At 42.5% G+C, this 26110-nt stretch carries 22 protein-coding genes; 7 read left to right on the top strand and 15 right to left on the bottom strand.

Annotated elements, in window-relative coordinates:
• Positions 1-819 precede the first annotated feature (819 nt).
• The 3 genes from OCU30_RS07295 to OCU30_RS07285 form a co-directional block, all read right to left on the bottom strand.
• Complete coding sequence (locus OCU30_RS07295) at positions 820-2139, bottom strand: MFS transporter (protein WP_077312657.1); 1320 nt, start codon at positions 2137-2139, stop codon at positions 820-822.
• Positions 2140-2540: 401 nt separating this feature from the next.
• Positions 2541-3965: a diguanylate cyclase domain-containing protein gene (locus tag OCU30_RS07290; protein WP_159439098.1), complete on the bottom strand. Its 1425-nt coding sequence runs from the start codon at positions 3963-3965 to the stop codon at positions 2541-2543.
• 247 nt (positions 3966-4212) lie between these two features.
• Positions 4213-5121, bottom strand: coding sequence for a pyridoxal-phosphate dependent enzyme (locus OCU30_RS07285; RefSeq protein WP_077312661.1), 909 nt, complete (start codon positions 5119-5121; stop codon positions 4213-4215).
• Positions 5122-5664: 543 nt separating this feature from the next.
• Between OCU30_RS07285 and OCU30_RS07280 the strand changes: the two genes are divergently transcribed.
• Together OCU30_RS07280 and fabV are read left to right on the top strand one after the other, a co-directional pair.
• Positions 5665-7935 (top strand): acyl-CoA dehydrogenase, encoded by a 2271-nt coding sequence (locus OCU30_RS07280; RefSeq protein ID WP_077312665.1) that lies wholly within the window; start codon positions 5665-5667, stop codon positions 7933-7935.
• 186 nt (positions 7936-8121) lie between these two features.
• Positions 8122-9324 (top strand): enoyl-ACP reductase FabV, encoded by a 1203-nt coding sequence (fabV, locus tag OCU30_RS07275; protein WP_077312667.1) that lies wholly within the window; start codon positions 8122-8124, stop codon positions 9322-9324.
• A gap of 131 nt (positions 9325-9455) precedes the next feature.
• Here fabV and OCU30_RS07270 read toward each other — a convergent pair whose 3' ends face one another.
• The 6 genes from OCU30_RS07270 to OCU30_RS07245 all read right to left on the bottom strand — a co-directional run bounded on the left by OCU30_RS07270 (position 9456) and on the right by OCU30_RS07245 (position 16551).
• Positions 9456-11138, bottom strand: coding sequence for an aspartate:alanine antiporter (locus OCU30_RS07270; protein ID WP_077312669.1), 1683 nt, complete (start codon positions 11136-11138; stop codon positions 9456-9458).
• 159 nt (positions 11139-11297) lie between these two features.
• Entirely contained in the window at positions 11298-11561 is a 264-nt protein-coding gene (locus OCU30_RS07265; RefSeq protein ID WP_077312671.1) for a GrxA family glutaredoxin, read from the bottom strand.
• 215 nt (positions 11562-11776) lie between these two features.
• Positions 11777-12640, bottom strand: a complete 864-nt coding sequence (locus OCU30_RS07260; RefSeq protein WP_077312673.1) for a MurR/RpiR family transcriptional regulator — start codon at positions 12638-12640, stop codon at positions 11777-11779.
• Between the two features lie 292 nt (positions 12641-12932).
• On the bottom strand, positions 12933-14585 hold the full coding sequence (gene panP / locus OCU30_RS07255) for a pyridoxal-dependent aspartate 1-decarboxylase PanP (protein ID WP_077312675.1): 1653 nt from the start codon (positions 14583-14585) through the stop codon (positions 12933-12935).
• 107 nt (positions 14586-14692) lie between these two features.
• A complete protein-coding gene (locus OCU30_RS07250; RefSeq protein ID WP_077312677.1) occupies positions 14693-15601 on the bottom strand; it encodes a LysO family transporter in 909 nt (302 codons plus the stop codon).
• Positions 15602-15630: 29 nt separating this feature from the next.
• Complete coding sequence (locus OCU30_RS07245) at positions 15631-16551, bottom strand: HDOD domain-containing protein (protein ID WP_077312679.1); 921 nt, start codon at positions 16549-16551, stop codon at positions 15631-15633.
• Positions 16552-16865: 314 nt separating this feature from the next.
• Here OCU30_RS07245 and OCU30_RS07240 point away from each other — a divergent pair, with 314 nt between their 5' ends.
• Entirely contained in the window at positions 16866-17465 is a 600-nt protein-coding gene (locus tag OCU30_RS07240; RefSeq protein WP_159439099.1) for a TfoX/Sxy family DNA transformation protein, read from the top strand.
• Positions 17466-17530: 65 nt separating this feature from the next.
• Here OCU30_RS07240 and OCU30_RS07235 read toward each other — a convergent pair whose 3' ends face one another.
• Entirely contained in the window at positions 17531-18079 is a 549-nt protein-coding gene (locus OCU30_RS07235) for a hypothetical protein (RefSeq protein WP_077312683.1), read from the bottom strand.
• Between the two features lie 381 nt (positions 18080-18460).
• On the opposite strand from OCU30_RS07235, the gene OCU30_RS07230 reads away from it, so the two are divergent.
• The 4 genes from OCU30_RS07230 to OCU30_RS07215 all read left to right on the top strand — a co-directional run bounded on the left by OCU30_RS07230 (position 18461) and on the right by OCU30_RS07215 (position 22805).
• Positions 18461-19786: a DUF945 family protein gene (locus OCU30_RS07230; RefSeq protein ID WP_077312685.1), complete on the top strand. Its 1326-nt coding sequence runs from the start codon at positions 18461-18463 to the stop codon at positions 19784-19786.
• Between the two features lie 55 nt (positions 19787-19841).
• On the top strand, positions 19842-20690 hold the full coding sequence (locus tag OCU30_RS07225) for a hypothetical protein (protein WP_139343471.1): 849 nt from the start codon (positions 19842-19844) through the stop codon (positions 20688-20690).
• 140 nt (positions 20691-20830) lie between these two features.
• Positions 20831-21925 (top strand): 3-phosphoserine/phosphohydroxythreonine transaminase, encoded by a 1095-nt coding sequence (serC, locus tag OCU30_RS07220; protein ID WP_077312689.1) that lies wholly within the window; start codon positions 20831-20833, stop codon positions 21923-21925.
• Positions 21926-22118: 193 nt separating this feature from the next.
• Positions 22119-22805 carry a hypothetical protein gene (locus OCU30_RS07215; RefSeq protein WP_077313652.1) on the top strand — a complete coding sequence of 229 codons (687 nt, stop codon included), beginning with the start codon at positions 22119-22121 and terminating at the stop codon, positions 22803-22805.
• An 86-nt stretch (positions 22806-22891) separates the two neighbouring features.
• Here the strand turns inward: OCU30_RS07215 and metR are convergent, their stop codons facing one another.
• From metR to OCU30_RS07190, 5 genes are all read right to left on the bottom strand, one after another.
• Complete coding sequence (gene metR, locus OCU30_RS07210; RefSeq protein WP_077312691.1) at positions 22892-23803, bottom strand: HTH-type transcriptional regulator MetR; 912 nt, start codon at positions 23801-23803, stop codon at positions 22892-22894.
• Positions 23804-24130: 327 nt separating this feature from the next.
• Positions 24131-24544: a GspS/AspS pilotin family protein gene (locus OCU30_RS07205; RefSeq protein ID WP_077312693.1), complete on the bottom strand. Its 414-nt coding sequence runs from the start codon at positions 24542-24544 to the stop codon at positions 24131-24133.
• Between the two features lies 1 nt (position 24545).
• Positions 24546-24842 carry a YciI family protein gene (locus OCU30_RS07200; protein WP_077312694.1) on the bottom strand — a complete coding sequence of 99 codons (297 nt, stop codon included), beginning with the start codon at positions 24840-24842 and terminating at the stop codon, positions 24546-24548.
• A gap of 156 nt (positions 24843-24998) precedes the next feature.
• Positions 24999-25409, bottom strand: a complete 411-nt coding sequence (gene yciA, locus OCU30_RS07195; protein WP_077312696.1) for an acyl-CoA thioester hydrolase YciA — start codon at positions 25407-25409, stop codon at positions 24999-25001.
• 119 nt (positions 25410-25528) lie between these two features.
• Positions 25529-26068: a septation protein A gene (locus tag OCU30_RS07190; protein WP_077312698.1), complete on the bottom strand. Its 540-nt coding sequence runs from the start codon at positions 26066-26068 to the stop codon at positions 25529-25531.
• Positions 26069-26110: the final 42 nt, after the last annotated feature.

Genomic DNA, 26110 nt, shown 5'->3' with positions numbered 1-26110 from the left:
TCAACCCTTCCTCTCAGCTATGCAATTACGTCCTTTTCATATCCATTTACGACATTGAGGTGTCAATAAATTCAATGCTGAGATTACGCTCACAATGGAAGGAAAAAATTCTTAATGCCTGATTTTAAGCAATAAAATAGCTCTAAAAGACACTTGCTCTCTAAAGTTAGAGTGCGGTTTTTAAGTGCTTATAAACAAAAATACTTCGAAGGTGGTAAATATGCATTCAACTGCACTTTTGTCCTTGTTTTAATCGACACCATATTGGTTGAAGTGAGTAATTATGGGCCACAATGCTCATTTTTTTATGTGTGTTTTTTCGCCGCATTTATAATTAACTTTTATTATTGTCGGTTAAATAGGGTTATTAATATGATTTTTATGAGGTTTTACAGTGTATGTCGAATGAAGAGTATAAAAGTTAGCTTAATGATCCCTTGATTAATCGGAAAGTAACGGTGTAAGACGCCTCTACATTTTGATTCTTGTTGCATGAATCAAAGCCGTTATAAGAAACAAGATGGTAACCACGCAAGAGAGTTAAGTAGGTGCGATGTTGTGACGCTGTCACTTAATGTCCTTGCTTACCTAATAAAAAATCAAAGAATTTAAGATGGGAAAGGAGGGAGTAAACATCATTTATCAGCATTGATACGAATACCAGTACGGAAGGCATACGTTATATCGGCGCTCTATTTAGTTAATAGCGATAATGACGATTATATATTGGATACAGGTAGTGGATTATAGTGTGTTGTGTGTCAACTCTCCCCACAAAGAGGAGAGTTAATAGCGTGATACTTTATTGGCTAGGATGTGTTAGGCAATGCCTGCGGTGAGATCCAATTTAGGGCTAAAACAGATGACGGCTAGGCTTGCGATAACGCCAACCGCTGATACGCCAGCCACATAATAAACCGGTGACATAGGATCATTCGCGATCATAGTACTCACCAGCATTGGTGTCATGCCTCCAAAAATCGCGTAAGCGACATTGTATGAAAAAGACAACCCCGAGAAACGAATGGCGGCTGGGAAACTTTTTACTGCAATGGCTGGCACCACACCAACAATACCAACAAAGAAACCGACAACCGCGTACATTGGGAATAAGTAGGTGGTATCTTGCAGCATGGTGCTATAAAACGCCCAAAAGCTTGCGGCCAACCCAATGCTAAATATTGCCATAATTGGGCCATTGCCAAAGCGGTCAGCCAATGAGCCTGAGACGATACAACCGATTAGGATAAAGATAATCGCAAGGCTGTTTGCTTCTAGTGCTGTTGTCGGATCTAAATCAATCAAGTTCTGAAGCAGAGACGGTGTCATAAGGATAGTGACGACAATAGCCGCAGTTAACACCCAAGTGACTGCCATAGAAACAAAGACAGAAGGTAGGTGATTCTTTATCACAGATTTGATTGGCATTTCTTCTGCTAAGGTTTTATGAGATTGCATCTCTTTAAAGATAGGGGTTTCATGTAACCAGCGACGCAGATACATGGTCACAAAACCAAATACGCCTCCCAATAAAAATGGGATCCGCCAGCCGTAAGCATGCACTTGCTGCGCGGTGAAGGTCGCATGGATGCCTGTCGCCACTAATGAGCCAATTAAAATACCCGCGACAAGGCCGGCAGATAACGTGCCGCAAGCCACACCGATACGATGCTTAGATACATGCTCAGTAACAAACACCCAAGCTCCAGGCGCTTCCCCACCAATTGCAGCACCTTGTAAAACGCGACATAGCAAAAGAAGTAACGGTGCGGCTAAACCAATGGAGGCATAAGTTGGCATAAGACCAATCGCCATTGTTGGTACGGCCATTAAAAATATGCTGAGCATAAACATACGCTTTCGGCCTAATAGATCGCCAAAATGCGCCATAATAATACCGCCTAACGGGCGTGCTAAATAGCCAGCGGCAAAAATGCCATAAGTTTGCACTTGGCGCATCCACTCTGGCATTTCACTCGGGAAAAACAGACTGCCGACCACATTGGCAAAATAGACAAAAATAACGAAGTCATAAAATTCTAATGCGCCGCCTAGTGCCGATAGGCTTAACGTTTTCGCATCGCTTTTGGTTAATTTTTTATTGTGTTGTGTTGAGGTAGTTCCCGGTTCTGCGTTCATAAAATTGTTCCATCAAATTATGTTCATTTTTATAGTAGATTATGCTGCATTTAAATCAGATTTGGGGCCAAGAACGGTCTTGGTAAATCCGTCAATCGATATGATTTTAGTGGGCATAGACCTAAGATAATAATGATGAGAATCCATCAGTAAAGAGGCATGAAGCAAGAAAGCAGCGTAGAGAGACGTATAGTAAGAAAGCTGGAAACGATATTGCATGGGGAGTGGTAAGCTCGACATTTTTTGATCGGGATCAAATTCTTTTTAATGGAATAAAATAGTGTTAAGTTGTTTTTTAAAAGAATTTTATATAAATCGAAAATAATTAAAGAATATTTACATATCGATTAATAATGCATCAATTTTTCATAGGGAACAGATGCCATTGATGAAAATCGCCATTAACGCTGACGATTCTTTGAGGCTTTAGATAGGTCAATAACTTGCGAGTCTCGCTGGTGGGGTTTCTGTTCATTCACAGCCTTCATGCTATTTTTCGCATGCAGTAAAATCGTATCGGGATCGGTACCGTGATCAGGGCATATTGAAGAGCCAATGTCGAGAGAGATATCTAGGTTATAGGTATTATTGACGTTAAATGAATGATAGTTAGTTCCCGATATTTTTTTCGTGATGGTCGCTAATGAGTTTTCATGATCATTAAGATCTGTGATGACCACAAATTCATGTCCATTAATATGATAAATAAAGTCGCTTTCACGTGTGACACTGCATAACCGATAGGTGAGTTCTTTGAGAATATCATCGCCAATTTTGTGACCATGTTTGTGTACGATGTCATTATAGTTTTCGACATGAATGTAGAAACAGGCAAAGCGCCCACCGAGAAATTTACTTTGCTGCGTTTTATGGTAAAGCGCGGTATTTAATGCATTGTGATTGAGCATCCCAGTGAGCGCGTTGCGGTTTGCTAGCGTAAATAAATTGTGTTCGTGCGCTAGGTACTGGCTTTTCTCTATAATTGTTGCGATAGAAATCGTTGTATTTTCTCGAATTAATTCACGATTATGAATCATTGCCGGTTGTGCTTGTCCATTGCTATCAATGACCATCGGTTCACTGTCATCGAGATTAAACACTTGTGATTTCGTCAAGGTTTTCATGGTGTCTTCATCGTAATTTAGCAGTGCACGAGCCGACTCATTAGACATGATAATACGCCCTTGTTTATCAAAAATGATTAAGGCTGCTTTTGCTGATTGAATGAGGTCGCTAAGGATATTGATTGTCTGCTCAGATTCTACGTGAGTACGACGAAAACGATAAATGATAAAAGCAAAGCTTATTAAGGCTAGGATAAACGTAATGAATTGTATGATGCGTAGCTGTTGAGTTTTGGCTTCTGCGTGTTTTTGCACCAGCACAGTCAATTGGTTCATTTGTTCAAGTAAGGGAGTATTAATCGCTTCTATGGTAGTGCGAATTTGTTGGTAACGTTCTCGTGTTAAACCATTACGCAATATCTTTGAATTCAAATTATTTAATGATTTGACAGACGCAGAAGCCTTACTAATGATGGCCTGTGCCTCCTCGCTATCAATACGATCAAGCTCTCGTAACTGTTTTTCCGCATCAATAACGTAACCGCTTTGTTTGAACGTTCTTAAGGTGTCGGCAAAAAGCTCAGAAGCACTGATATAACTCATCAAGTTTTCTTGAGTTGCTTTATCGTTGAGTTTTTGTGGATTAATGGCAAAAATGTGTTTAGCCATGGTTTGTGACAGCATGCGTTGCCGACCGGCGAGGTTAATGACCAAGGTTTGATTGGTCACTTGGCGAGTAATCTGAAAATTCAGAGTAAGCATAAGCGTATCCAAACACAAAAAAATGATGATAGCGCCGATTAAGAATGCTTGTCCTCTACGGTTAAGTTTAACGGGTAACATGACGACTCACATTAATTGAAACAATTATATCAATACTAGACTAGCAAAGCGGGATCTTCTAACCCCTAAGGGGTATTTTCTTACTGCCAAGCGTAACTGGTCGTTTTTTGTTCGGCAATACAATATGATATCAAAATAACATTTTTAGCTTTTCCTTTGTCATATGTTACATCGGGGATGCGTATTTACGCTGATAACGAGCTTTCATGCTGACATTGCCTAGTTGCCCACCTTGATGTATGTACAGCAGGTGTTTTTGATGATGGCTTGGCTGCTGCGGCCACCAAAGTAGTAGTTGTTGCCACATAATCGGGTCATACAGCAAATCAAACTCTATATCTGTTGCTGAAAATAACGCCTGCCAGAGTTGCCAGTCCTCTTGATATAATTTACCAAAATGATGTTTTTTGCCTGAATCTAAAATCAAAGGGTGACTGTCTTCTCCCAATTCCCGCCATTGTTGCTGTAAATATTCTCTCCCTCCAACACATGCACACGTCACCACTTTTATGCCGTGTGGTGCGAGCGCTTTATGTAAATATAAGGCTGTTGTGCCTGTACCAGAAGGAAGAGCAACTACCCATTGCTGTGTTGGTTGCTGAGCTATCCAGACGAGTAACTCGTTAGCTAATGTGTTAACACCTGCTTGCGCTTCTGGAAAGCGTCCGCCTTCAGGGATACGTTTTTCATTATCATCATGCGGTAAGCTGCCAACATAGTCAGCTGGTGACATCCCATACGTTACTCGTGTTGGAATAATATTAGCGCCCAGCTGCAGCGCTTGAGCATAATTACCAAGTGGCGCTGTTTGTAGCCAAGATGGGATATGATCCACGTAGTAATTTAATGTCCACCCTTTTAAATAAGCGAGTGCAGCCATGGAATATAGTGAGTTGGCTTGCGCAGAGCCATAACTGGTAAGGGTCTTAAATGTCTCCTGAGGTGTGTCGAGCAGCGTCATTAGCTTGCGCGCTTTATTGCCAGAAAACTGAGGATGCAATAAGTCATCACGCTTTAGTGCGAAAGGGATATGTTGAAAGCAATGATGTGTGACTGGAGAGTGTTGGAGTTGCATAGGTTATGGCTGTCATACCGAGAAAAGGAAACGCATTTTATCATGTTATGACGATTTTGCAGAAGACGAGAGATAAAGAGAGGTACTTGGTAAAGAGTGGATAAAAAAAGACCCAGAACAAAGTGAACTGGGTATATACAAACGTAGGAGTTATAAATATGAAAAATAAACGTAATATCGTGATGAAAAACAGTGCTGATAACAATTTTGCTCGCAGCTTTTTAACCACATAGATTAGGACTGTACTTTGAAAGAAGAGTTCCAGCTTGATCGAAAGTTTTTCCATTTTTTATTACTCCTACCATACCGCTGTCTCAAAACTCGCCATTTGTTGCATTCGTATATGGTGACTAAACGTAACTCAACTATAGTTGAGTTAAAGGTTAATAGCACATGGACTGCTGTTCTTATCGTCGAGATAAGTCAGTGTGAGAGAATGAATCGCGAGAGTCATGATGAGTAGGAAACTGCACCAGTAAAGGAATACTGCGTCGTTTTTCTATCGCTTTTCATTCACACACTGCGTAATAGAAGGAGCATTATATGGGCTCTCTACGTCGTAAATGGGTTAGTGACTCGGTATTAACTTGGTTTAAGCGTGCGCTGCCACCGCTGTCGGAAACAGAAAAGCAAGCGATGGAGGCAGGAAGTATTTGGTGGGAAGGGGAGTTGTTCTCTGGTGCGCCCACTTATAACACGTTACTTGATTATCCAAAGCCAAAATTAAACGAGCGAGAACAATCGTTTATTGATAATCAACTAAATCAATTATTGGCGATGGTCGATGATTTTAGTTTGATGAATCATGATCGTAACCTGCCTCAAGAAGTCTGGGATTTTCTCAGGCAAGAGCGTTTTTTCTCGCTGATTATCGATCAAAAGTATGGGGGGTTGGGCTTTTCATCTTATGCCAACTCTACCATTGTCACCAAAATTGCGACGCGCAGTATTAGTGCTGCGGTCACGGTCATGGTACCTAATTCACTTGGGCCGGGGGAACTACTCTCTCATTATGGGACCCAAGAACAACGTGACTATTGGCTACCACGATTAGCCGATGGACGTGAAGTGCCATGTTTCGCGCTAACTGGGCCTGAAGCAGGCTCTGATGCGGGCAGTATTCCTGATAATGGTATTGTGTGTATGGGAGAGCACGATGGGCAAGAAGTATTAGGAATTCGTCTTAATTGGAATAAACGATATATCACGCTCGCCCCTGTGGCGACGGTGTTGGGGTTGGCGTTTAAGTTGTATGATCCAGACCATTTATTAGGCGACGAAACATCTATTGGTATTACTTGCGCATTAATCCCTGCCGATCACCCCGGTGTTGTCACGGGTGAGCGCCATGATCCAATGGGTCTTGCTTTTATGAATGGGCCTACGCGTGGGGAAGATGTATTTATTCCAATGGATTGGTTAATTGGTGGCACTGAGTATGCCGGGAAAGGTTGGCGAATGCTGGTAGAATGTTTGTCGGCAGGGCGGGGGATTTCACTGCCAGCTCTTGGCGCGGCGCTGGGTCACTTAAGTATGCGTACCACCGGAGCCTATGCGTATGTCCGTAAGCAATTTGGTGTATCGATTGGGCGCTTTGAAGGTGTTGCTGAATCATTGGGTCGGATTGGCGGGTTGACGTATTTATTAGAATCGACGCGTACGCTTACCACGACAGGCTTAGACCTTGGTGAAAACCCTGGTGTGGTGACGGCAATTGCTAAATACCATATGACTGAGCTAGGCCGTACGATCTTAACTAATGCTATGGATGTACATGCAGGACGAGCGATTCAGCGTGGGCCATTGAACTATTTTAGCGCACATTACCTCGGCGTTCCTATTGCTATCACGGTAGAAGGTGCCAATATACTCACACGTAACTTAATGATTTTTGGTCAAGGGGCGATTCGTTGTCACCCGTATATTCTTAAAGAAATGGCGGCGGCCGCTGATCCAGATACTCAGCAAGGCAAAAAAGCATTCGACCGTTGGCTATTTAAACATATCGGCCATACAAGTATGAATGTATTACGTTGTTTTGGGCATGGGTTAACGGGCAATCGCTTTGCTAAGGTTCCCAAAAAAGTTAATTTTTCAAGGCCTTATCAGCACATTACTCGTTTAAGTGCAGGGCTGGCATTGTTATCTGATGTTGCTATGTTAACCATGGGCGGGCAATTGAAACGTAAAGAGTTATTGTCGGCTCGACTTGGCGATACGCTAGCGCATTTATACATGGCCAGTGCGGTTATGAAGCGTTTTCATGATGAAGGTGAGCTTGCTCAAGACCGCCCGTTTGTGGATTACGCATTACAGCATTGTTTCTATCATGCCGCTCACGCGCTTGATGAAACGTGTATTAACTTTCCCAAGCCTTGGTTAGGACGCATCTTAAAACGGGTGCTATTCCCGCTTGGTCAGGGGTTCTCACCGCCGAATGATAAAAGTATTTTATCGGTCGCTCATTTATTGATGAAACCTGGAGAGCAGCGAGATCGCTTTACGCACTTGTGTTTTGTTGGTCAAGACGAGTCCGATAACATTGGTTTGATGGATCAAGCTTTTGAAGCCATGGTTGCGGTGGCACCTTATGAGCAACATCTGCAACAAGCGATGGCTTCTGGTATAATAGAACGCAAGCTCCCTCTCGCGGAAAAATTGCAGCAAGCACAAGCCGCGGGAGTGTTAACTGAGTCTATGGTTGAAGAGGTCTTAAAAGCAGAAGCTTTACGAGTGAAAGCGATTCAAGTTGATCACTTTAGTTATGATTTTAAAGAAGTTTTGACCAACAAGAGCGGGCACTCTACACTTTAATACGTTATTACAAACGTCATTAGCGTAAACAAGGGCTTCATGATCGGAAGCCCTTGTTGTTTTTTTGTCTAATTTTACAGCGCTAGAGATCCAACCACTTGGCATTTCAAACTATTTTGACAAAAATAGGGTGCGCTCTGACGAGGAAACTTTTATCCTTACGCTGATTTTGAAAGGAAGTTGAATATGATCATCAAACCTAAGATTCGCGGATTTATCTGCACAACAACGCACCCAGTGGGTTGTGAAGAAAATGTAAAACAGCAAATTGCACATACCAAAGCGCAAGGCCCTATTAAAAACGCACCAAAGCGTGTGTTGGTTGTAGGTTCATCAAGCGGCTATGGTTTATCTTCTCGTATTGCGGCCGCCTTTGGTGGTGGTGCAGCAACGATTGGTGTGTTTTTTGAAAAGCCAGGCACAGAGAAAAAACCAGGCACGGCGGGTTACTACAACTCAGCGGCGTTTGATAAGTTTGCTAAAGAAGAAGGCTTATACTCTAAAAGCTTGAACGGAGATGCTTTCTCTAACGAAGCGAAGCAAAAAGCGATTGATTTGATCAAAGAAGATTTAGGTCAAATTGATATGGTGGTTTATTCATTGGCATCGCCAGTTCGTAAACTTCCAGAATCAGGCGAAGTGGTTCGTTCTTGCTTAAAACCGATTGGCGAAACTTATACATCAACAGCGGTAGATACTAACCGTGATGTGATTATTGAAGCCAGTGTTGAACCAGCTACAGAGCAAGAAATTGCCGATACCGTTACCGTTATGGGTGGCGAAGATTGGGAATTGTGGATCAATGCACTAGATGAAGCTGGCGTTTTGGCTGACGGTTGTAAGACCGTAGCTTATAGCTACATTGGTACAGAACTCACTTGGCCTATTTATTGGCATGGCGCACTTGGCCGTGCCAAGATGGATTTGGATCGCGCAGCGGCTGAGCTTAATGACAAACTGTCGGCAAAAAATGGTACAGCGAACGTAGCCGTATTGAAATCCGTCATTACGCAAGCAAGCTCTGCGATTCCGGTTATGCCACTTTATATCGCAATGGTATTCAAGAAAATGCGTGAAGAAGGTGTACACGAAGGCTGTATGGACCAGATTCTACGTATGTTTAACGAGCGTTTATTTAAAGAAGATGGCACAGCTCCAGAGGTTGACGATGAAAATCGTCTACGTCTTGATGACCTAGAATTGCGTGAAGATATTCAAGCGTATTGTCAGGCTTTATGGCCACAAATTACGACAGAGAACTTGAAAGAATTAACCGATTACGTGAGTTACAAACAAGAGTTTTTGAAACTGTTTGGTTTTGGTGTTGAAGGCGTTGATTACGAAGCTGATGTTAACCCACAAGTTGAGTTTGATGTGCAAGACATCTAACAAGATTACGTTCTGATGGCCAGTTTGGTGTTATGAACGAATAAAAAAAGCGCTCTTCGGAGCGCTTTTTTATTATTGGTATCTGTCGCTAATTACGGATGAAAAGAGCTGAGCTATGATGCTCACCGTGCTTAATTAAGTAAAATTAATATGGTACCAGCTAGAGTCATCAAGATATTGGCGATAGCATAGGTGCCCGCATAGCCTAATGCTGGAACAGTCGATTTAGCATAGTCATTAACGATATCCATCGCTGGCGCGCAAGTACGCGCACCAATGATCGCTCCAAATAACAAGGCGCGGTTCATTTTTAATACATACGCACCGACAATGTAAGCGAAAAACACCGGAACTACACTGACTAAGAAGGCCAGTCCTATGACTTTGAAGCCAATGTCTGATAGGTGATCAAACATTTGGGCACCAGCACTTAGTCCAATACTGACCATAAAGAACATTAATCCTAAGTCTTTCACCATATTAAGTGCGCCTTGTGGCACATAACCAAAGGTTGGATGATTGGCTCGTAAAAAACCTAGAGTGATTCCCGCAAGGAGTAATCCCACTGCATTGCCAAGGCTAAATGATACTTGACCAAAGGTCATAGTGACTAAACCAAGTAAAATACCAAGAATAAAGAAGCTACAAAAGGCGAGCAGATCGGCCATTTGGCTGTGAATTGAGATAAAACCGATTTTATCTGCTAATCCTTTGACCCGTGATTTCTCACCGCTAACCTGTAAAACGTCACCTTTCGCGAGTACGATATCTGAATCCATTGGCATTTCAATTTGCGCTCTAACTACGCGGTTAAGGAAACATCCGTATTCTGACATGTTGAGATCCGTTAAGCGTTTCCCTGCGACGGCATCACTTTTTACGACGATTTCTTCTTCCGATATGCGTAAGTCTAATAAGTTACGATCGAACACTTCTTTACCGTTACGAAAGCTTGGATCAAGGCGAGCGTGGCTGTCTGGATAACCTACTAAAGCGATTTCATCGCCTTCTTGTAAAATGGCATCGCCATCAGGGTGGGCGAGAATACCATTACGACGAATTCTTTCGATATAGCAGCCAGTTTGGCGATAAATGCCTAATTCACGCAAGTTTCTGCCGCCCACCCAATTAACGAGCTCGGGGCCTACCCGGTAGGCGCGGATGATCGGTAAATATACTTTGCGCTGGCTATTCGCTCCTAGGCCACGTTCTTTGGCAATTTGTTGGGCAGAGTCAGAGAGGTTTTGCTTTTGAATCTTAGGGAGAAGTTTAGCGAACATAATCATGCTGATTAAGCCAATCAGATAAGCCATCGCATACCCTACAGATACGCTATTGAGGATCAGGCTAAGGTCTTTATTGTGTGGAACTTGTGAAAGCCCAGAATTTATCGCATCTTGAGCGCCGACGAGCACAGGCGTGGAAGTGAGTGCGCCAGCCATCATACCTGCAGATAGGCCATAATCAAGATCGAGGTAGTAACTACCAAAGTAAGTGATCCAAGTCGCGGTAACTAACACCACTAAACTAAGGATTAAGTAGTGTTTACCGTCTCTAAAGAAAATGCCAAAAAAGTTGGGGCCAGCTTCAATACCGACGCAATAAATAAACAACATAAAGCCAATGGTGAGGGAGTCGGCATCAAAAGAAAAACCAAGGTGACCCATGACTAAAGAAGTGACTAATACGCCGATGGAATTACCGAGTTGTAGACTTCCTATGCGGATTTTACCAATCGCCAGTCCAATGGCCAAAACGACAAAAATAAGTAAGATGGGATTTTGTTTTAGTAGAAATACTACGTCAATATTCACAGGAACCGCTCAAATAGCATAAATGGCTGAAGAAGAGATGATGTATGCACATTGTATATGACTATGTAGAAAATATAAGGGGGAAATATCATCTTTCATCAAGAATTTTTAAAATAAAAAAGCCCGCAATTCGATGCGGGCTTCTTTAAAAAATCAGTCTTAGTCGAATAGACCTAGATTTTCTTTTGCGTAAGCTTCAAATTCGGTAAAACCGCCAATAGGTTCTTGGTCAATAAAGATTTGAGGAACCGTTTCAACAGGTTTGCCTACACTTTTAGACAAATCTTCTTTAGAGATACCTTCCGCTTGAATATCAACATAGCGGTAGTTAAAGTCTTCACGCTTCTCTTTTAATGTTTCTGCGTGCTCTTTTGCACGAACACAGAAAGGACAAGCAGGGCGACCAAAAATAACAACAAACATAACTCTCTCCTTAATTGCTTTAGTTGCCAATATGCCTTATTCGATATAGAAAATAAAGGTGCATTTACCATTCAGTTCAATAGGTAAAAGCTATTGGTTATAAAACGAACATATTAAAAAGAGTAGTGCATAAAGCGCTAATCATTCAACTAGGCACTGTTTAGCGCCTAGTTGACTCGATCGTTAGTTTTGAGGTAAGTCGAGCTATACGCTGATCAGTTGTTGGTGAATTGTGAGAATTTATCGTAACGTGAATCTTTTAATGATTCTTTCACACGCTTAAGATTGTCGCGAAAGCCAGAGCCTCGTCTTAGTGTAAAACCAGTCGCCAACACATCAATGACGGTCATTTGGACGACGCGGCTGGCCATCGGCATGTAGACGTCGGTGTCTTCAGGAACATCTAGGCAAATCGATAGCGAGCTAACTTGATCTAACGGGGAATCTTTGGCGGTGATGGCAATAACCGTTGCCCCATTTTCAATTGCAAGCTGGGCGATTTCCACCTGACTTTTAGTACGGCCAGTATGGGATATCAGGACGACCACATCGTTGTCAGTACAATTAATACAGCTCATACGCTGCATCACGACATCTTCAAAGCAGGTGATCGGGATATTAAAGCGGATAAACTTGTTTTGCGCATCACGTGCTACGGCAGACGAGGCGCCAAGGCCAAAAAACGACACGCGTTTCGCTTGAGTTAACAAATCGACTGCACGATTGATCTGACTTGGATCAAGACTGTTTTTGGCGACATCAAGACAGGCCATGGTCGATTCGAAAATTTTATGTGTATACGCATCTGGGCCGTCATCTTCTTCGACATTACGGTTTACATAAGGCGTGCCGTTGGCCAAGCTTTGTGCAAGATGCAATTTAAAATCGGGAAAGCCTTTGGTGTCTAAGCGACGGCAAAAGCGGTTGACGGTGGGTTCGCTAACATCGGCCATTTTCGCCAATGTCGCGATGCTAGAATGAATAGCCTCCTGCGGAGAAGCCATGATTACTTCGGCAACTTTACGCTCTGATTTGCTGAAGTTTTCTAGGTTTTTTTGGATTTTTTCTATTGTATTCATAGTATTCACGCAGGCATAAATAAGTAATCGTCGGTATGATCCTAGCTCTAAAAAGGCGCATTTGCTTAAGACACCAAGGTCCAACAGGAGTGGATCGAGTATAAACCCTTAGGGAAGGATTTCATAAATGAAACGTGCTATCAATCCGTGATTCTATGACAGGCCTCAAACTACATTTCATTAAAGTAACAGCGAACTGAGTTAACGAGTCATTATATACAGGTTTTTATCGTCAATTGACACTGAAAAAAGACTAAACAAGCGATCTGTGGTTATTTTATAAGTGAGCGAGTTATTTTTGCACGAGAATGCTTTGGCACATTGTTTTAATACGTTGCATTAATAATGTTGCTTGTGTGGCGATCGCACGCTGCTCTTCTAACACGGATTCTAATATGGCTTCTGTTGTCAGAGGGTTAGCCAATACGACGCGCAACACAATAATGGGATACCTCGACCAATTGTGCGGAGTTAACTGGGTACGAGACACAAATGAACGGCCGTTTTCTCGTTGGCGCTTTTGAATAAAAATGGTCAGTTCATTAAGCGTATCATTGAGCGCCGCTTGTTGAAGGGCGGTTGCTTGCGTCAACGCATCTTTGACTTGATGTGGTCGGTAGCGATAAGTTAATAAACATAACTCGGGCGCGGATATCAGTTCAAAATCTTGTTGCTGCTCGATGAGGTCTGCAAAAAATTTCGCTTTATTAATACTTTGATCAATCAGTAATTCATACCCAGCTCGCCCTAATATATGCAAACTCGAGTATACCAGCATGGCGATGCCAGACCGCGATCCTTCTAAAGTGTGACTGCCTAAATCTTTTGACCCGGCTCGCAGTATGTATTGTGCGTGATGCTCGATGGCGTGCATCGCGCAGGGGTCTTTAAACAGCACCACACCGGCGCCCATTGGAATGTACATTTGTTTGTGGGCGTCGATGGTAACAGAGTCGGCTTGCTCTATTCCATGTAATAAGTGACGATGCGTGTTAGAGAATAATGTCGCGCCGCCCCAAGCGGCATCGACATGGAAGTGAATATTTTCGCGTCGGCAAATATGAGCCATTTCTGGTAGTGGATCCACACTACCAGTTTCAGTCGTCCCTGCGATGCCGATGGCGGCAAATACACATACGTTACGTTGCTTAAGTTTGGTCAGTGTATGCTCGAACTCAGCAATATCGATACGGTTATTGTCATCTGTGGTAATAGTAATGACGTTATTTTGTCCGATGCCCAGAATATCCGCGGCTTTTTTTAACGAATAATGACCACGCTCAGAGACGATGATCGCTAAATCGTCGTAACCATAATAGCGTAGTGCCGCATGAGCCCCCGCTATAGCGATTCCGGGGAAATCACGACTTGCGGGTAGCGCTTGATTTCTTGCGACCCATAACGCGGTAATATTTGCAATCGTGCCGCCAGAACAAAATGCGCCCAGCGAATGTTCGGCGCTATGCAGTAATGGCGTATAAAATGCATCGCACTGTTGATAAACCAAGTGGTGCAGCATGCCCAGAACCTGTCGTTCTAATGGCGTAAAGGCTTTAGACGTTTCAATTTTTACTAAATTTTGGTTAAGAGCCGTCATCACTTTTGTGAGCGGCAGTAAAAAATATGGAAGCGCCGACGTCATGTGGCCAATAAAATGTGGAGATGCGGTATGCACTGAATGGGCGACTACTTTGTTAAGCAAGTGATCAGTATGCGTAGATACAAACTCTGGTTCGTCAGGGATGCGCGCATGGGCAAAATCGTTTTCAATATCCGTTAACGGAACGTCTTCCGTTACAATATGATCATTTAAAAACTCATTCACATTATGAGAGAGTGCGTGTTCAATCTGCGTTAACGTAGAATCAGGGCCTTCCGGTACAGTGAAGATACGCAATAAGCTATCGAAACTGACAGTGGCCTTTTTACTTTTTTCAGTGGTCATACGTTAACCCTAACAGTGCGAGAAAATAGCGAGCAATAATAGAATTATTTATCACTCGCGTGGGCTTTTATCAAGCTAATAGATTCAATGATTGCTCAGGATGACGGTTAGAGAGTCGATAGCGACACAAATAGCAACATAAAAATAGGGACGAATAAACTCAGAATAAAGCCACTGACAATCGCAATTGGAACACAGCGCACGCCACCTATATTTTGAATCACCGGCAAGGTGAAATCCATGGCAGTGGCGCCAGCATAGCCAATTGTGGTGCAAGGACGGCGATGAATCAGCATAGGAATTAATACCAACGCAATCAATTCCCGAGTAAGTTCAATGATAAAAGAACTGCCGCCCCAAATCGGTCCGTAGGCATCTCCCATTAAAATACCGGATAAAGAATACCAGCCAAAGCCAGAAGACATTGCTAGGCCTTGTAGAATCGGTACGTTCAGCGTCAAAGCGGCCAGTATGCCGCCAATCCAACAACTGACTACTACAACAGCGGCAATAATCGTACCGCGCTTATTGAGTACGATTTGTTTTAAAGTCAAGCCGCTATTGCGCAGTTGAATGCCAATAAAAAACAGTAGAAGTAATAAAATCCATTCACTACTTTGCGTAACCCAAGTCAACGAGTACGGCTGTAATATCCCAATGATGATACCGCTACCGACAACGACCAATAATTTACATGAGTCGAGCGCCATGTGGTAAAGCGGGAGGCGCTTTTGATTGGAAGAGGCTTCAAAAGGGAGTAATTTGTCGATAATAGGGAGGACGGCAAAATTGCATAAAGCCATAAAAGCAATAAATACAGCCGAGTATTTTCCAATCACGAAAATATTGCTATCTAGGTTATCTAATGCCGCAATACTTAATCCCATCAAAAATAAAATCACATAGATAAGATAAGAGGTGGCACGATTGATAAGGTTAAGCCAAGTATTGTTCTTTACTGAGAAAAAATAGCCCACAATAAGTGGGGAGAAAATAAGTAACATCCCTGAAAACATAGTTGTCCTGATTCTTTTGAACTTGTTGGTTAAAACCCGCTGCGTGAGATAGCAGAGCGAAGGCTCTCATTGAATTGGTAGTCAGAGAGGTTACTCAATTCAAATAGAACATCTGCACCGTCAGCATTGATCTCAACATCGTGCTCTGTAATGGCATTATCACTTTTACGAAACATTAATAAGTGGCTTGCAATACGTGCGATATCTAAATAATTCACTTCGTGTTGGTGAGTTTGTAATTCTTCGTTACTGGCGACTTCTTGAAAGTCCAAATCAAATCCCCAGCCCCCAAGTACGGATTGGCTGGTTTTTGAACAGCTCGAGCGAAATATTTGCAAGGCAATCTCTTCATCCAAATAGTTACCCCGCTCTAAATATAAGTGGTATTCATTGACCAAACAAAACAACCCAATGTCTGCTAATAAACCAACAAGTAACGCTTTTTCATCTTCGAGATGTGCATATTTTTTAGGAAATAATGCCTTAAACGTTTCGGCGACGAGCAGCATCGTCGCCCCTAGCTCTTTAGCTGTGTGGGCGCTGTTGGCTAGAATTTTATTACATTGTGGGCTCAAGTTACTTGAATGTTTTAGCTGGTCGATCGACTGTGCGGTGACGATATCACGTACACGTATCATGCCTAGACGAGAGACTGCCGTCAGTAAGTCATTACAAGTAATGTTACGGCGATTAAACACAACCGTATTTGCAATGCGAATAACGATCGCAGCAAGACTAGGGTCGTCCGCTAAACAATCGGCAACGTCAGAGACTGTGCTTGATTCTTTCATACAGAGCTGTTGCACACGAAGTACAACGGTTGGTATGGGAGGGAGTGATATTTTGCCACTATTGATCGATTGTTCGACCAAATCAGCAAATTCACTTTCTAAGCTACTAATTAAAGCCTGACGATTGTCGGGCAGCCAATAAAAAGATAAGTGATTCATAATTGTGCTAACTGAAAGAAACCAATCGGTATTTTACCTAGGTCAGACTATTAAGTACAAGTTAATCTAATTTTCAACCTAAATTTCGTCTTAATTTAATAGCAATTCGATATATCTAACATTTTTGTTAGTAATAAAGCCAACGCGTCACCAGTACTTGGGAGATGTACTCGAGAGAACACATAACATTTAGTGACATTTTTATAAATGGAGCTAATACTTTAATTTCACGTTGGTGGGGTGTTCTTGCTGTCATCAGACGAATCGTGCTCATTGAAATAGATCATACTGTGATACATAACGGAGGGAATTCAATGATCTCTATACAAGCTTTTTATACAATTATAGAACAACATGGGGCATTAAGTACGCGCTCTATGTTTGGCGGAGTTGGCTTTTTTCACTATGACATAATGTACGCGTTGATCAATCAAGAGCGCATCTACCTACGTGGCACACAGAAATTTGAATCGCAACTTATCACTTATGGCTGTCAAAGATATCAGCATGTCAAAAAAACGACGGTTGCCACCGTTAATTATTACGATATCACTGAAATGCTATATAGGCATCGTGAACTGGCGACAGAAGTGATCGGTGGCACAATGTGTGAGGTATTGTTCGAGGATCAACAACGTCGGAGCCTTTATAATCAGCGATTAAGAGATCTACCGAATTTGCAGCTAACAACGGAACGTATGCTCAAAAAAGTGGGTATTGATGATGTTGCGACATTCTTTGATGTCGGCGCGGTAGTCGCGTTCACTAAAATTACAGAACGATATGGGCATAAAACCGATATACGCTTATTGTGGAAATTAGCAGCTGCTCAAGAAGGAGTATATTGGGAGTTACTAGAAGAAACGCGGAAGCAGGCGTTGCTCAATGAATATGAATTGACGGTGTATTCATAAATGCAAAAAGCGTTGAGCCTGAGGGATCAACGCTTTAAAAAATCACTAACGATAATGTGTCGCGATTAATATTTGAAACGTGCGGTAAACATTAATTGATCGTCATATGCATCATTGAAACGAGCTGCCACACCGAGTGAGAATAATTCTGTAGAATGGAAACGCGCGTAGACGCTACCCGTCCAATCATCATTACTATCAATCGAAACATAACCAGCGTTACCACCGACTTCTAACTGTGGTCCCAACCATTGGCGTATGCCAATGTTTAATTCCATACCAGAATCCGGACTGTTTTGGTGTTTCTTGTCAATGACGCGCCATAGCATAGCGCCTGTCAAATCCGCCCAGTTGTTAATTGGTGCATGAAAACCAAGACCAGTGGCACTGTCAAAATCACCGTCAAACTCAGAATCAACACGAGCTAAAAAGTGTGCATTTGGGTGGATCGAATGACTAAATTCCGCGCCGTAAGTCACTGGGCTAACGCCGATTCGTGCATCGATGTAATCGTAATTAAAATTACTCATAGAAGATGAGCCGTCAAGATCGGTAGCGGCCAGAGTTTGACCTGATGCAAGCAGCAATGTTGCCGCAATTAAAACTTTACGCATAGTTTCGATAAACCTATATAGTAATTCAATTTTCCATTGGAAAGTGAAGGAACATACTGACCAATAGCCGACTATCGGTGTTGGCACCCAGTATCAAAAAATTGTCGCCATCAAGTGATGGCATAAATAAAGCAAATACGATGCCATAATGAAGCATTCTTACTTTTTAGTTTCACAATCTGAGTTCAAAGTAGCCAACAATGCCGTGGGTAGGCAAGTATGATGCTGGATAAAAACCGAAAAAAGGTAACTAATAGAGAATTTTAACAAAAAAACCTCAAAAATTCGCTTTTTTTTAAAATTCTCTGGTGGTTAATCCGCTAAACTGTGAAGATATTAAGAGAAACTTATGCCGACTACATCGACAGGAATATAATTTTTATGAACAACGTAAAGAAGGTTGGGGCTATTGGTGGTGCAATTGTAATTGCAGCATGTTGGCCACTTGCAGTAGGTCAAATTGGTCAGACGATCATTAAAGATGGCGTCCAGAAAATGCATTCACCGGACGTGAATGTCTCTCTTGTCAAATATGATCGTGGCTACTTGTCTTCTGATATGACCTCACGTATCACGGTAACCGATAGTAAGCTTGCTCATCAGTTTAAAGCAGATGGTCTTCCGACCACGTTTTTAGTACATAGTAAAATAGACCATGATTTACTGAGCCTGTCATCAACGACAACATTGCCGGATTATCCAGATTTTCCTTTCATGCTTGAAACCCAAACACAGCTTAATGGCAATACTAATTTCAAGCTTAATATTGAGAAATGGAATTATCAGCATAAGGGTAAAGATGCGTATTCAGTGTCGACCTCCGCAGGTAACGTCACAGGGATGATTACCAAACTAGGTGAAGTGAACTTCAAGTCGACGTTACCCTCGGTTGCGATTGATTTTGCGAATGATGCAAAAATAACGGTCCATGATATTGCTGTGGAAGGTTCTGGTAAACGTGCAGGGAGCTTATGGTTAGGCGATCAAACGTTGACAATAGGCAGTATGAATGCGGTAGGGACTTCTATGGCTCCTCCGAAGCCAGGTGCAAATTCACAATCAATGGAAAAAGCAGAACCGATTACCGCGACGGTGAAAGGGCTAACGTATAATTTCAATTCTCGTTTAGATAAAAAAGAAACGCGATTTACCAGTCAACACAAAGTCACTATTGATGAGTTTAGCTCAGATGATTTTGATGCTCATGACTTAACGTTAGGTGTCGCACTAAACAACATTGATCGAGCTTCGTTTATTCAGTTATCGGATATGTTCAACGGTCGCTCTAAAATTACAGGGCGAGATGTTGGTCGAGCTCTGCCTTTCATTGATACTATGTTTGCTAAAGGCTTTTCTATAGAGTTGACTCAACTTGATGGCAAAATCGATGATGGTGATTTCACGTCACAGTTGAAACTCTCTATGCCAGAAGGCACTGAGCATGTGACGCGTAACCCTGCGCAAGTCATGCAGCTACTTCAAGGTAATTTAGGGGTGACTTTATCAGAGTCGTTGGCCAAGCAATATCCTATGTTGCAACGTACGGCTGATGAGCTGGTGGTCTCGGAAATTGCCAAACAAGGTCAAGACGGCTACACCATGAAAGCCAAGATTGAAAAAGGTAATTTAGTGTTTGATGAAGGACACAAAATTCCGCTGCAAGCATTAATGATGATGGGCATGGGTTTATTACAGTACGCTCATTAATAATGACGATGCGGAGCCTGAAGGCTCCGCTTTTTTTTATAGCATGCGAGGGAATATGAGACACCTATCGAGTCATTATCGTGTCATGCTAACCTTGATTGTGGCATTCATGCTGATACTGGCGAGTATGCGTAGTCTTGATGAGCGTACCCATGTCATGATCGACCAAGCATTAGTCACGACCGCGAGCAGTTATGCGTTAGCGCGTACCTTAGATGCTGCTATTTCTACATTAAAAAGCTCAGAAGTCTCGGCTGGCGTTGTTTCTATTGATGTGGGACAGATGCTAAACCCGGTGAGCGATCTTATTGATAAATTTAGTGACATCATGGTGCTTGCCTTTACTTCTCTGTCATTGCAAAAAGTATGGCTAGTGATGCTATCGTCTTTGCCCGCCAATACCATTTTTGTCGTGGTAGGAGTGTTGTTGATAGTGAGTTTGTGGTTACCTAAACACTTACAAGGGCAACAGTGGCTATGGAAGATGTTCGCGTTTTTAGCTATAGGTCGGTTTATTGTCTTATTGAGTGTATTGAGTACATTGCTGGTGGATCATTGGTTTCTTGATAAACAAATCCAACAACACCAAGTCAGTGTCGCCAAAGTAAGTCAAGCGAGCCCGACCGCGGAATTGCAAAATACGGCAAGTCTTAAAACCGACGATAGCTTTCTAGGCATGATCGAGCGAATTAAAAATCAATGGGGATCGTTAGCCGATAACGTGCAAAAACGTAAACAGCAATTATTCGAGTTTGCGCAAAAAACCGAAGACTCCGTGATTGATATGTTAACGCTAATGGCATTATACCTACTTAAATCATTGATATTACCGCTATTGTTTTTAGGGCTTTTTTATTTGTGGCTACGCCGAGTATTGGCTGTACCCGTCACTCTAGCGCGATAATTTGACGACGATTTTCTCTTTTTATCATTAGCCGTTCGGTGTACATTACTAAGAATCTTTTCTCACTTTTTATTCATTTCTAAAAGTGATATTAATTATAAGTACTTATATTCAAATAAATTAGCAGGAGCGAGATACTCATGGAGTCTAATAAGGACGTCATCTTTAATTTTTCCGCAGGGCCAGCCATTTTACCTAAAGCTGTGATGAAACAGGCACAACAAGAATTCATCAATTGGCACGACATGGGGACCTCGGTGATGGAAATTAGCCACCGTAGCCAGCCTTTTTTACAAGTTGCCAAAGAAGCGGAGCAAGATTTACGTGATTTATTGAGTGTTCCTGATAACTATAAAGTGCTGTTTTGCCAAGGTGGAGCGCGAGCGCAATTTGCAGCTGTTCCAATGAACGTATTGGGTGAGCATAATAAAGCCACGTATGTAGATGGTGGCTATTGGGCAATGAGCGCGGTGAAAGAAGCGAAGAAATACTGCGCTATCGATCTTTATGATGCTAAAGTTGAAAAAGAGGGCAAAACGGCGGTGCAACCTGCTTCTGAATGGGTAATCGCTGATGATGCCGCGTATGTCCATTTTTGTCCGAATGAAACCATTGATGGTGTTGAAATTAACGATCTCCCAGTGACCGACAAACCGATTATTGCCGATATGTCATCGAACATTTTGTCCAAGCAAATCGATGTTAGTCAATACGGTGTTATTTATGCTGGCGCGCAAAAAAATATTGGCCCTGCGGGGATCACCATTGTGATTGTACGGGATGATTTATTGGGTATGGCGAATGAACTATTGCCAAGTATGTTGAACTATAAAGTCTTGGCAGAAGGCGATTCGATGTTTAATACACCACCGACATTTGCGTGGTACATGTCGGGGTTAGTATTTAAGTGGTTGAAAAAACAAGGTGGCTTAGCGGCGATTGAAGCGACAAACCAACAAAAAGCTGAGCTTCTTTACGATGCTATTGATCAGTCTGATTTTTATCGCAATACCATTCATCCTGATAACCGCTCACGTATGAACGTACCTTTCCAGTTAGCAAAACCGGAGCTTGATGACATCTTTTTGAAACAAGCAGAGCAGGCCGGTTTGATTTCACTCAAAGGACACCGCGCTGTCGGTGGGATGCGTGCTTCTATCTATAATGCGATGCCGCTAGAAGGTGTGCAGGCATTAGTCGATTTTATGGCTGAATTTGAAAAGCAATACGCATAATACTTGCGTGTTTTTATTAGCCTCGTTTTAAACGGGGCTTTTTTATGCGCTGAATACTGACTTGTGCCAACGTATTGGTGAAAAATTAATATTGGTCACCTATTTTAGACTCAGGTGACATTGAGTATGGTTCTGTTAACGTAAGGCTTATTTCTGGTATTATCACAGTATTATTTTATCAATGGTCATTTTCATGCTTCATTCTTTATTGCTTGTGTTGCCGCCGATGCTGTTGGGCGCACAGCTTATTCTTACGCTCGTATTAGTGAAAGGCGATATTTGCCCAGGACAGCGAGGGCGTATTCATAAAGTGCTACCTGCTATTGGCGTGCTTTGGTTGGCCTCTGCGACAGTACAACTTGGATCGTTATTGGTCGCAGGGGGGATTTTTTACTTTTATTCGAAAGTACAAACCAAGAAAACTCGTAAAGAAGGGCCACTATGGGTTTTACATGCCACGAGTGCCTACGCGTTGGTATTGTTGCTTTGGAACGCATTACAATTACCGCTATGGTCAGTTGGCGTGTCTTCTATACTGAATGTGGTGTTATTAGGCGCGATGTTTGCTCATCTATTGCTCACACTAGCACGTACTCGCTTGCAAGCATTTCATCGTATTTTACCGGTTGCGGGGATCCTAGCGGCGATGGCTGTGGTCTTGTGCGTTGTCCCGTATGCGCTACAGATACCGCAACAAAGTGTCGCGCAGGCAACGCATCATATTCTCACTTATTTTGCCTTATTGGTTTTGGCAATCATTATTTGGGCGTGGCATATTTTTACCGCTAAAACGGTGATGAAAACCCAGTTAGCTGTCGCGCAAGTGGTATTGCTAATCTCAATGACAGGCTTCGAACACGTATATTTATCAACATTATAACGGTGTGCTTGTGAGTCTGCTGTATCATAATGGAATAAAAAACGGTCGCTTTTCGCGACCGTTTTTTATGCAAGTAGAAACGTTGACTATGCGATTTTAATACCATCAAGGTGCAGCTGACACTGCTGGCGAGCTGTCGAGAAAAAAGCTTGTAGATAGTTTTTTTCTTTTTCATTATTTCGTGTCGCGGCAAATAAGCGACGTTTTAGCCCTTTACCTAAAGGCAAGCTGCAAATTAATCCTTGGCGAGAAAACTCACTGATTGCCCAATTGGGAAGGGCGGCAACCCCAAGGCCTGCTGAGACCATTTGTACTAGCATTAACGTGTTATCTGCTTGCTTCCACTTCATAGGCTCTATCCCAGCGGGTTGCAGAAAATGCTTTACGACGTCTAAGCGCTGTTTTTGTACCGGATAGCTCAACATGGTCTGATCGGCGAGATCACTGGGTTCGATAAACGCTTTTTGAGCTAGAGGATGAGTTGTTGCGGTAATTAAGCGCATTTCAAAGTCGAACAAAGGCTCATAATGTACCTCAGAACGCGGTAAAATATCCGACGTAATGACAAGATCCAATTCGCCTGCCAGTAATGCTGGTAGTGGTTCAAAGCCAAAACCGGATGAAAAGTCTAACGTGACGTTTGGCCACGCAATTTGATATTCCCTTAACGCGGGCATCAGCCATTGAAAGCATGAGTGGCATTCAATGGCCATATGCAAGCGGCCATTAATATCTTCTTTTAAACTCGCTAGATCCTGTTCTGCTTGCGCTATCCTCGGGAGTATTTCATCCGCTAGTTGCAGCATAATTTGGCCTTCAGAGGTAAATTTAACTGGACGAGTTTTACGAAGGAAGAGTTGCCCACCAAGCCGAGCTTCTAGATCTTTAATTTGATGAGATAGGGCGGATTGGGTCAAATGTAAGGCGGTCGCGGTAGAGGTTAACGAACCGCTATCGCGAAGAGACACTAAGGTTTTAAGGTGTTTTAACTCAATCATTACGACTTTTCCTTTGTCTTAACTGCGGATAAGCAGACATGTTAATTCCGTGATGCGATTTATCTGCTTTAATGTACCTTGATACTACGGCGGTGTAAACATCTAGACGTCTATTAATTAGCGCGTTTTACTCTACCCGCTGACATTAGTTTAGAGGATGGGCCGATAGCCTGTCGTTTAATATCCTTACTCTTTTGCTAGAGAAGACTGTCAGTTTGTTCACAACATGATGGTACTGATAGAAAGGAGGGAGAGGAACCTGGCGGTGTGTAATTCACTTTGTTGCTCAAAAAAGAAAAACCCTATTCATCAGAATAGGGCTCAGTTTTAGTTGTTATTTTTTGGGACGATTTTGTCGCAACTTTTCTTGGTTATAATATTGTCGATTAATAACTTACCGCGGCTATCACGTATTTTAACCCGGTAATCAATACCTTGATCTAAATTGTCTGCAATCGTTTGGTTTTGACAAAACGAGACGGCGCTTTGCTTCATGACATCTTGCACTGGTTTTGCTGCGGCAGCTTCTGTGTTGTAAACCATCATCATTTCAATCATCGCGCCTTTAGAGTTCGCACGCATGATATGTAATGGGCCATATTGCAGTGGGAGTTCGGCAGAGAGCAATGCGGCACGATTGGTCGCGATCATTTCTAAACGTTTTTGCTCTTTGGCGCTTGAGCTACAACCAGCGAGCAGTGCCACGGTTAACGCCGCAACAGCGAAAGTACGAATTTTCATATTAAAATACTTTTTTATAGGGTTTGACTACAGTATGAGCATAGACACCTGCTTCTGCATACGGATCTGCTGTCGCCCACGCTTGAGCCTCTGCAAGAGAGGTAAACTCAGCGATAACTGTTGAGCCAGTAAATCCCTCTTCTCCTGGGTTGTCTACATCAAGAGCTGGCATTGGGCCTGCGGTAAGAAGCCGTCCTTCATCCTGAAGTTTTTGCAGTCGTTCTAGGTGTTGAGGACGAACACTCATACGTTTTTCTAATGAATTCTCAACATCCTGAGAGAAAATAACATACCACATAAGACTTCCTTCTAATTTACATCGACAACAAGACTAATCTGTTATTTTGCTTGGAATGACGATGATTGCAACCTTTAATCTCACGCAAGTGAATCGAAGTCAAATATCCTAATCGGACAACTCGCCACACCATAACGGTAAGTGAGTGATATTAAATTAGTGTGACCCTTTTCCTACATCAATAGCGCGTGGGCGTCCATCGGCATCAACAGCAACATAGTGGAAGGTCGCTTCGGTGACTTGAAAACGATCATGCACACCGTCTTCTTTGACTGGTTTCACCCACAGCTCTAAGTTGATCGTCATTGAAGTGCGGCCAATCTTTATACAGTCGCCATAGCAACACACAACATCGCCAACCCGCACGGGCTTTTTAAACGTAATGCTAGAAACGGATACCGTCACGATACGTCCAGAAGAGATTTCTTTCGCCAGAATTCCGCCGGCTAAATCGAGTTGTGACATAATCCAGCCACCAAAAATATCGCCGTTCGCATTGGTATCGGCTGGCATCGCGAGGGTTCGCAACAACATTTGACCTTTCGGTGAGTGTACTTCTTGTGTCATATAACTAATCCAGGAGGTATAAAATTACAGCGACCATTGGTCGCTGATAAAAATATGATTATACCCTGAAATGGACGTAAGAGGCACTGAAAAGCCGTGCTTTAACGCCGTAAATATCGTTACGCTTCCGGATCTTTTTTCGGTAAGTGTTTGTACATATACAAGACAGTGAGTACGGTAAACACCAATGTAGCGATAAATAAACCAAAGACTTTGAAGTTGACCCACACATCAAGTGAGACACGGTACGCTAAGATGATATTGACAATGCCACTGAGGGTAAAGAAACCGACCCATGCCCAAGTCACTCGCGTCCATATGCTATCCGGTAACGTTAACTCCTTGCCTAGCATGCCTTTGATTAATGATTTGCCCATTAAATGACTGACCATCAGGCCAAGCGCAAAAATCCAGTTAATCAGTGACACTTTCCATTTAATAAAGTCTGGATTATGGAACGCAATGGTCATGCCGCCAAAGACGGTGACCAGTGCAAAAGTGATCAATTGCATTTTTTCACACTTTTTATAGATCACATAAGTAACGACAATTTGCAATGCGGTAGCCGCAATCAATGCGCCTGTCGCGGTATAAATATCGGCATATTTGTATAATGCAAAAAAAACGATCAGGGGAATAAAATCAAGTAATTGTTTCATGGATAGGTGATTCCTAATTAAATACTGTGGACAGTCTATCGA

The organism is Vibrio palustris (genome assembly GCF_024346995.1).
GTDB lineage: Bacteria > Pseudomonadota > Gammaproteobacteria > Enterobacterales > Vibrionaceae > Vibrio > Vibrio palustris.
This window is presented reverse-complemented; position numbering and strand designations above follow the sequence as displayed.

Excerpts from the sequence above, each read along its gene's own strand:
- OCU30_RS07295 (WP_077312657.1), bottom strand. The coding sequence starts at position 2,139 with ATGAACGCAGAACCGGGAACTACCTCAACACAACACAATAAAAAATTA.
- OCU30_RS07290 (WP_159439098.1), bottom strand. The coding sequence starts at position 3,965 with ATGCTTACTCTGAATTTTCAGATTACTCGCCAAGTGACCAATCAAACC.
- OCU30_RS07285 (WP_077312661.1), bottom strand. The coding sequence starts at position 5,121 with ATGCAACTCCAACACTCTCCAGTCACACATCATTGCTTTCAACATATC.
- OCU30_RS07280 (WP_077312665.1), top strand. The coding sequence starts at position 5,665 with ATGGGCTCTCTACGTCGTAAATGGGTTAGTGACTCGGTATTAACTTGG.
- fabV (WP_077312667.1), top strand. The coding sequence starts at position 8,122 with ATGATCATCAAACCTAAGATTCGCGGATTTATCTGCACAACAACGCAC.
- OCU30_RS07265 (WP_077312671.1), bottom strand. The coding sequence starts at position 11,561 with ATGTTTGTTGTTATTTTTGGTCGCCCTGCTTGTCCTTTCTGTGTTCGT.
- OCU30_RS07260 (WP_077312673.1), bottom strand. The coding sequence starts at position 12,640 with ATGAATACAATAGAAAAAATCCAAAAAAACCTAGAAAACTTCAGCAAA.
- panP (WP_077312675.1), bottom strand. The coding sequence starts at position 14,585 with ATGACCACTGAAAAAAGTAAAAAGGCCACTGTCAGTTTCGATAGCTTA.
- OCU30_RS07250 (WP_077312677.1), bottom strand. The coding sequence starts at position 15,601 with ATGTTTTCAGGGATGTTACTTATTTTCTCCCCACTTATTGTGGGCTAT.
- OCU30_RS07245 (WP_077312679.1), bottom strand. The coding sequence starts at position 16,551 with ATGAATCACTTATCTTTTTATTGGCTGCCCGACAATCGTCAGGCTTTA.
- OCU30_RS07240 (WP_159439099.1), top strand. The coding sequence starts at position 16,866 with ATGATCTCTATACAAGCTTTTTATACAATTATAGAACAACATGGGGCA.
- OCU30_RS07235 (WP_077312683.1), bottom strand. The coding sequence starts at position 18,079 with ATGCGTAAAGTTTTAATTGCGGCAACATTGCTGCTTGCATCAGGTCAA.
- OCU30_RS07230 (WP_077312685.1), top strand. The coding sequence starts at position 18,461 with ATGAACAACGTAAAGAAGGTTGGGGCTATTGGTGGTGCAATTGTAATT.
- OCU30_RS07225 (WP_139343471.1), top strand. The coding sequence starts at position 19,842 with ATGAGACACCTATCGAGTCATTATCGTGTCATGCTAACCTTGATTGTG.
- serC (WP_077312689.1), top strand. The coding sequence starts at position 20,831 with ATGGAGTCTAATAAGGACGTCATCTTTAATTTTTCCGCAGGGCCAGCC.
- OCU30_RS07215 (WP_077313652.1), top strand. The coding sequence starts at position 22,119 with ATGCTTCATTCTTTATTGCTTGTGTTGCCGCCGATGCTGTTGGGCGCA.
- metR (WP_077312691.1), bottom strand. The coding sequence starts at position 23,803 with ATGATTGAGTTAAAACACCTTAAAACCTTAGTGTCTCTTCGCGATAGC.
- OCU30_RS07205 (WP_077312693.1), bottom strand. The coding sequence starts at position 24,544 with ATGAAAATTCGTACTTTCGCTGTTGCGGCGTTAACCGTGGCACTGCTC.
- OCU30_RS07200 (WP_077312694.1), bottom strand. The coding sequence starts at position 24,842 with ATGTGGTATGTTATTTTCTCTCAGGATGTTGAGAATTCATTAGAAAAA.
- yciA (WP_077312696.1), bottom strand. The coding sequence starts at position 25,409 with ATGACACAAGAAGTACACTCACCGAAAGGTCAAATGTTGTTGCGAACC.
- OCU30_RS07190 (WP_077312698.1), bottom strand. The coding sequence starts at position 26,068 with ATGAAACAATTACTTGATTTTATTCCCCTGATCGTTTTTTTTGCATTA.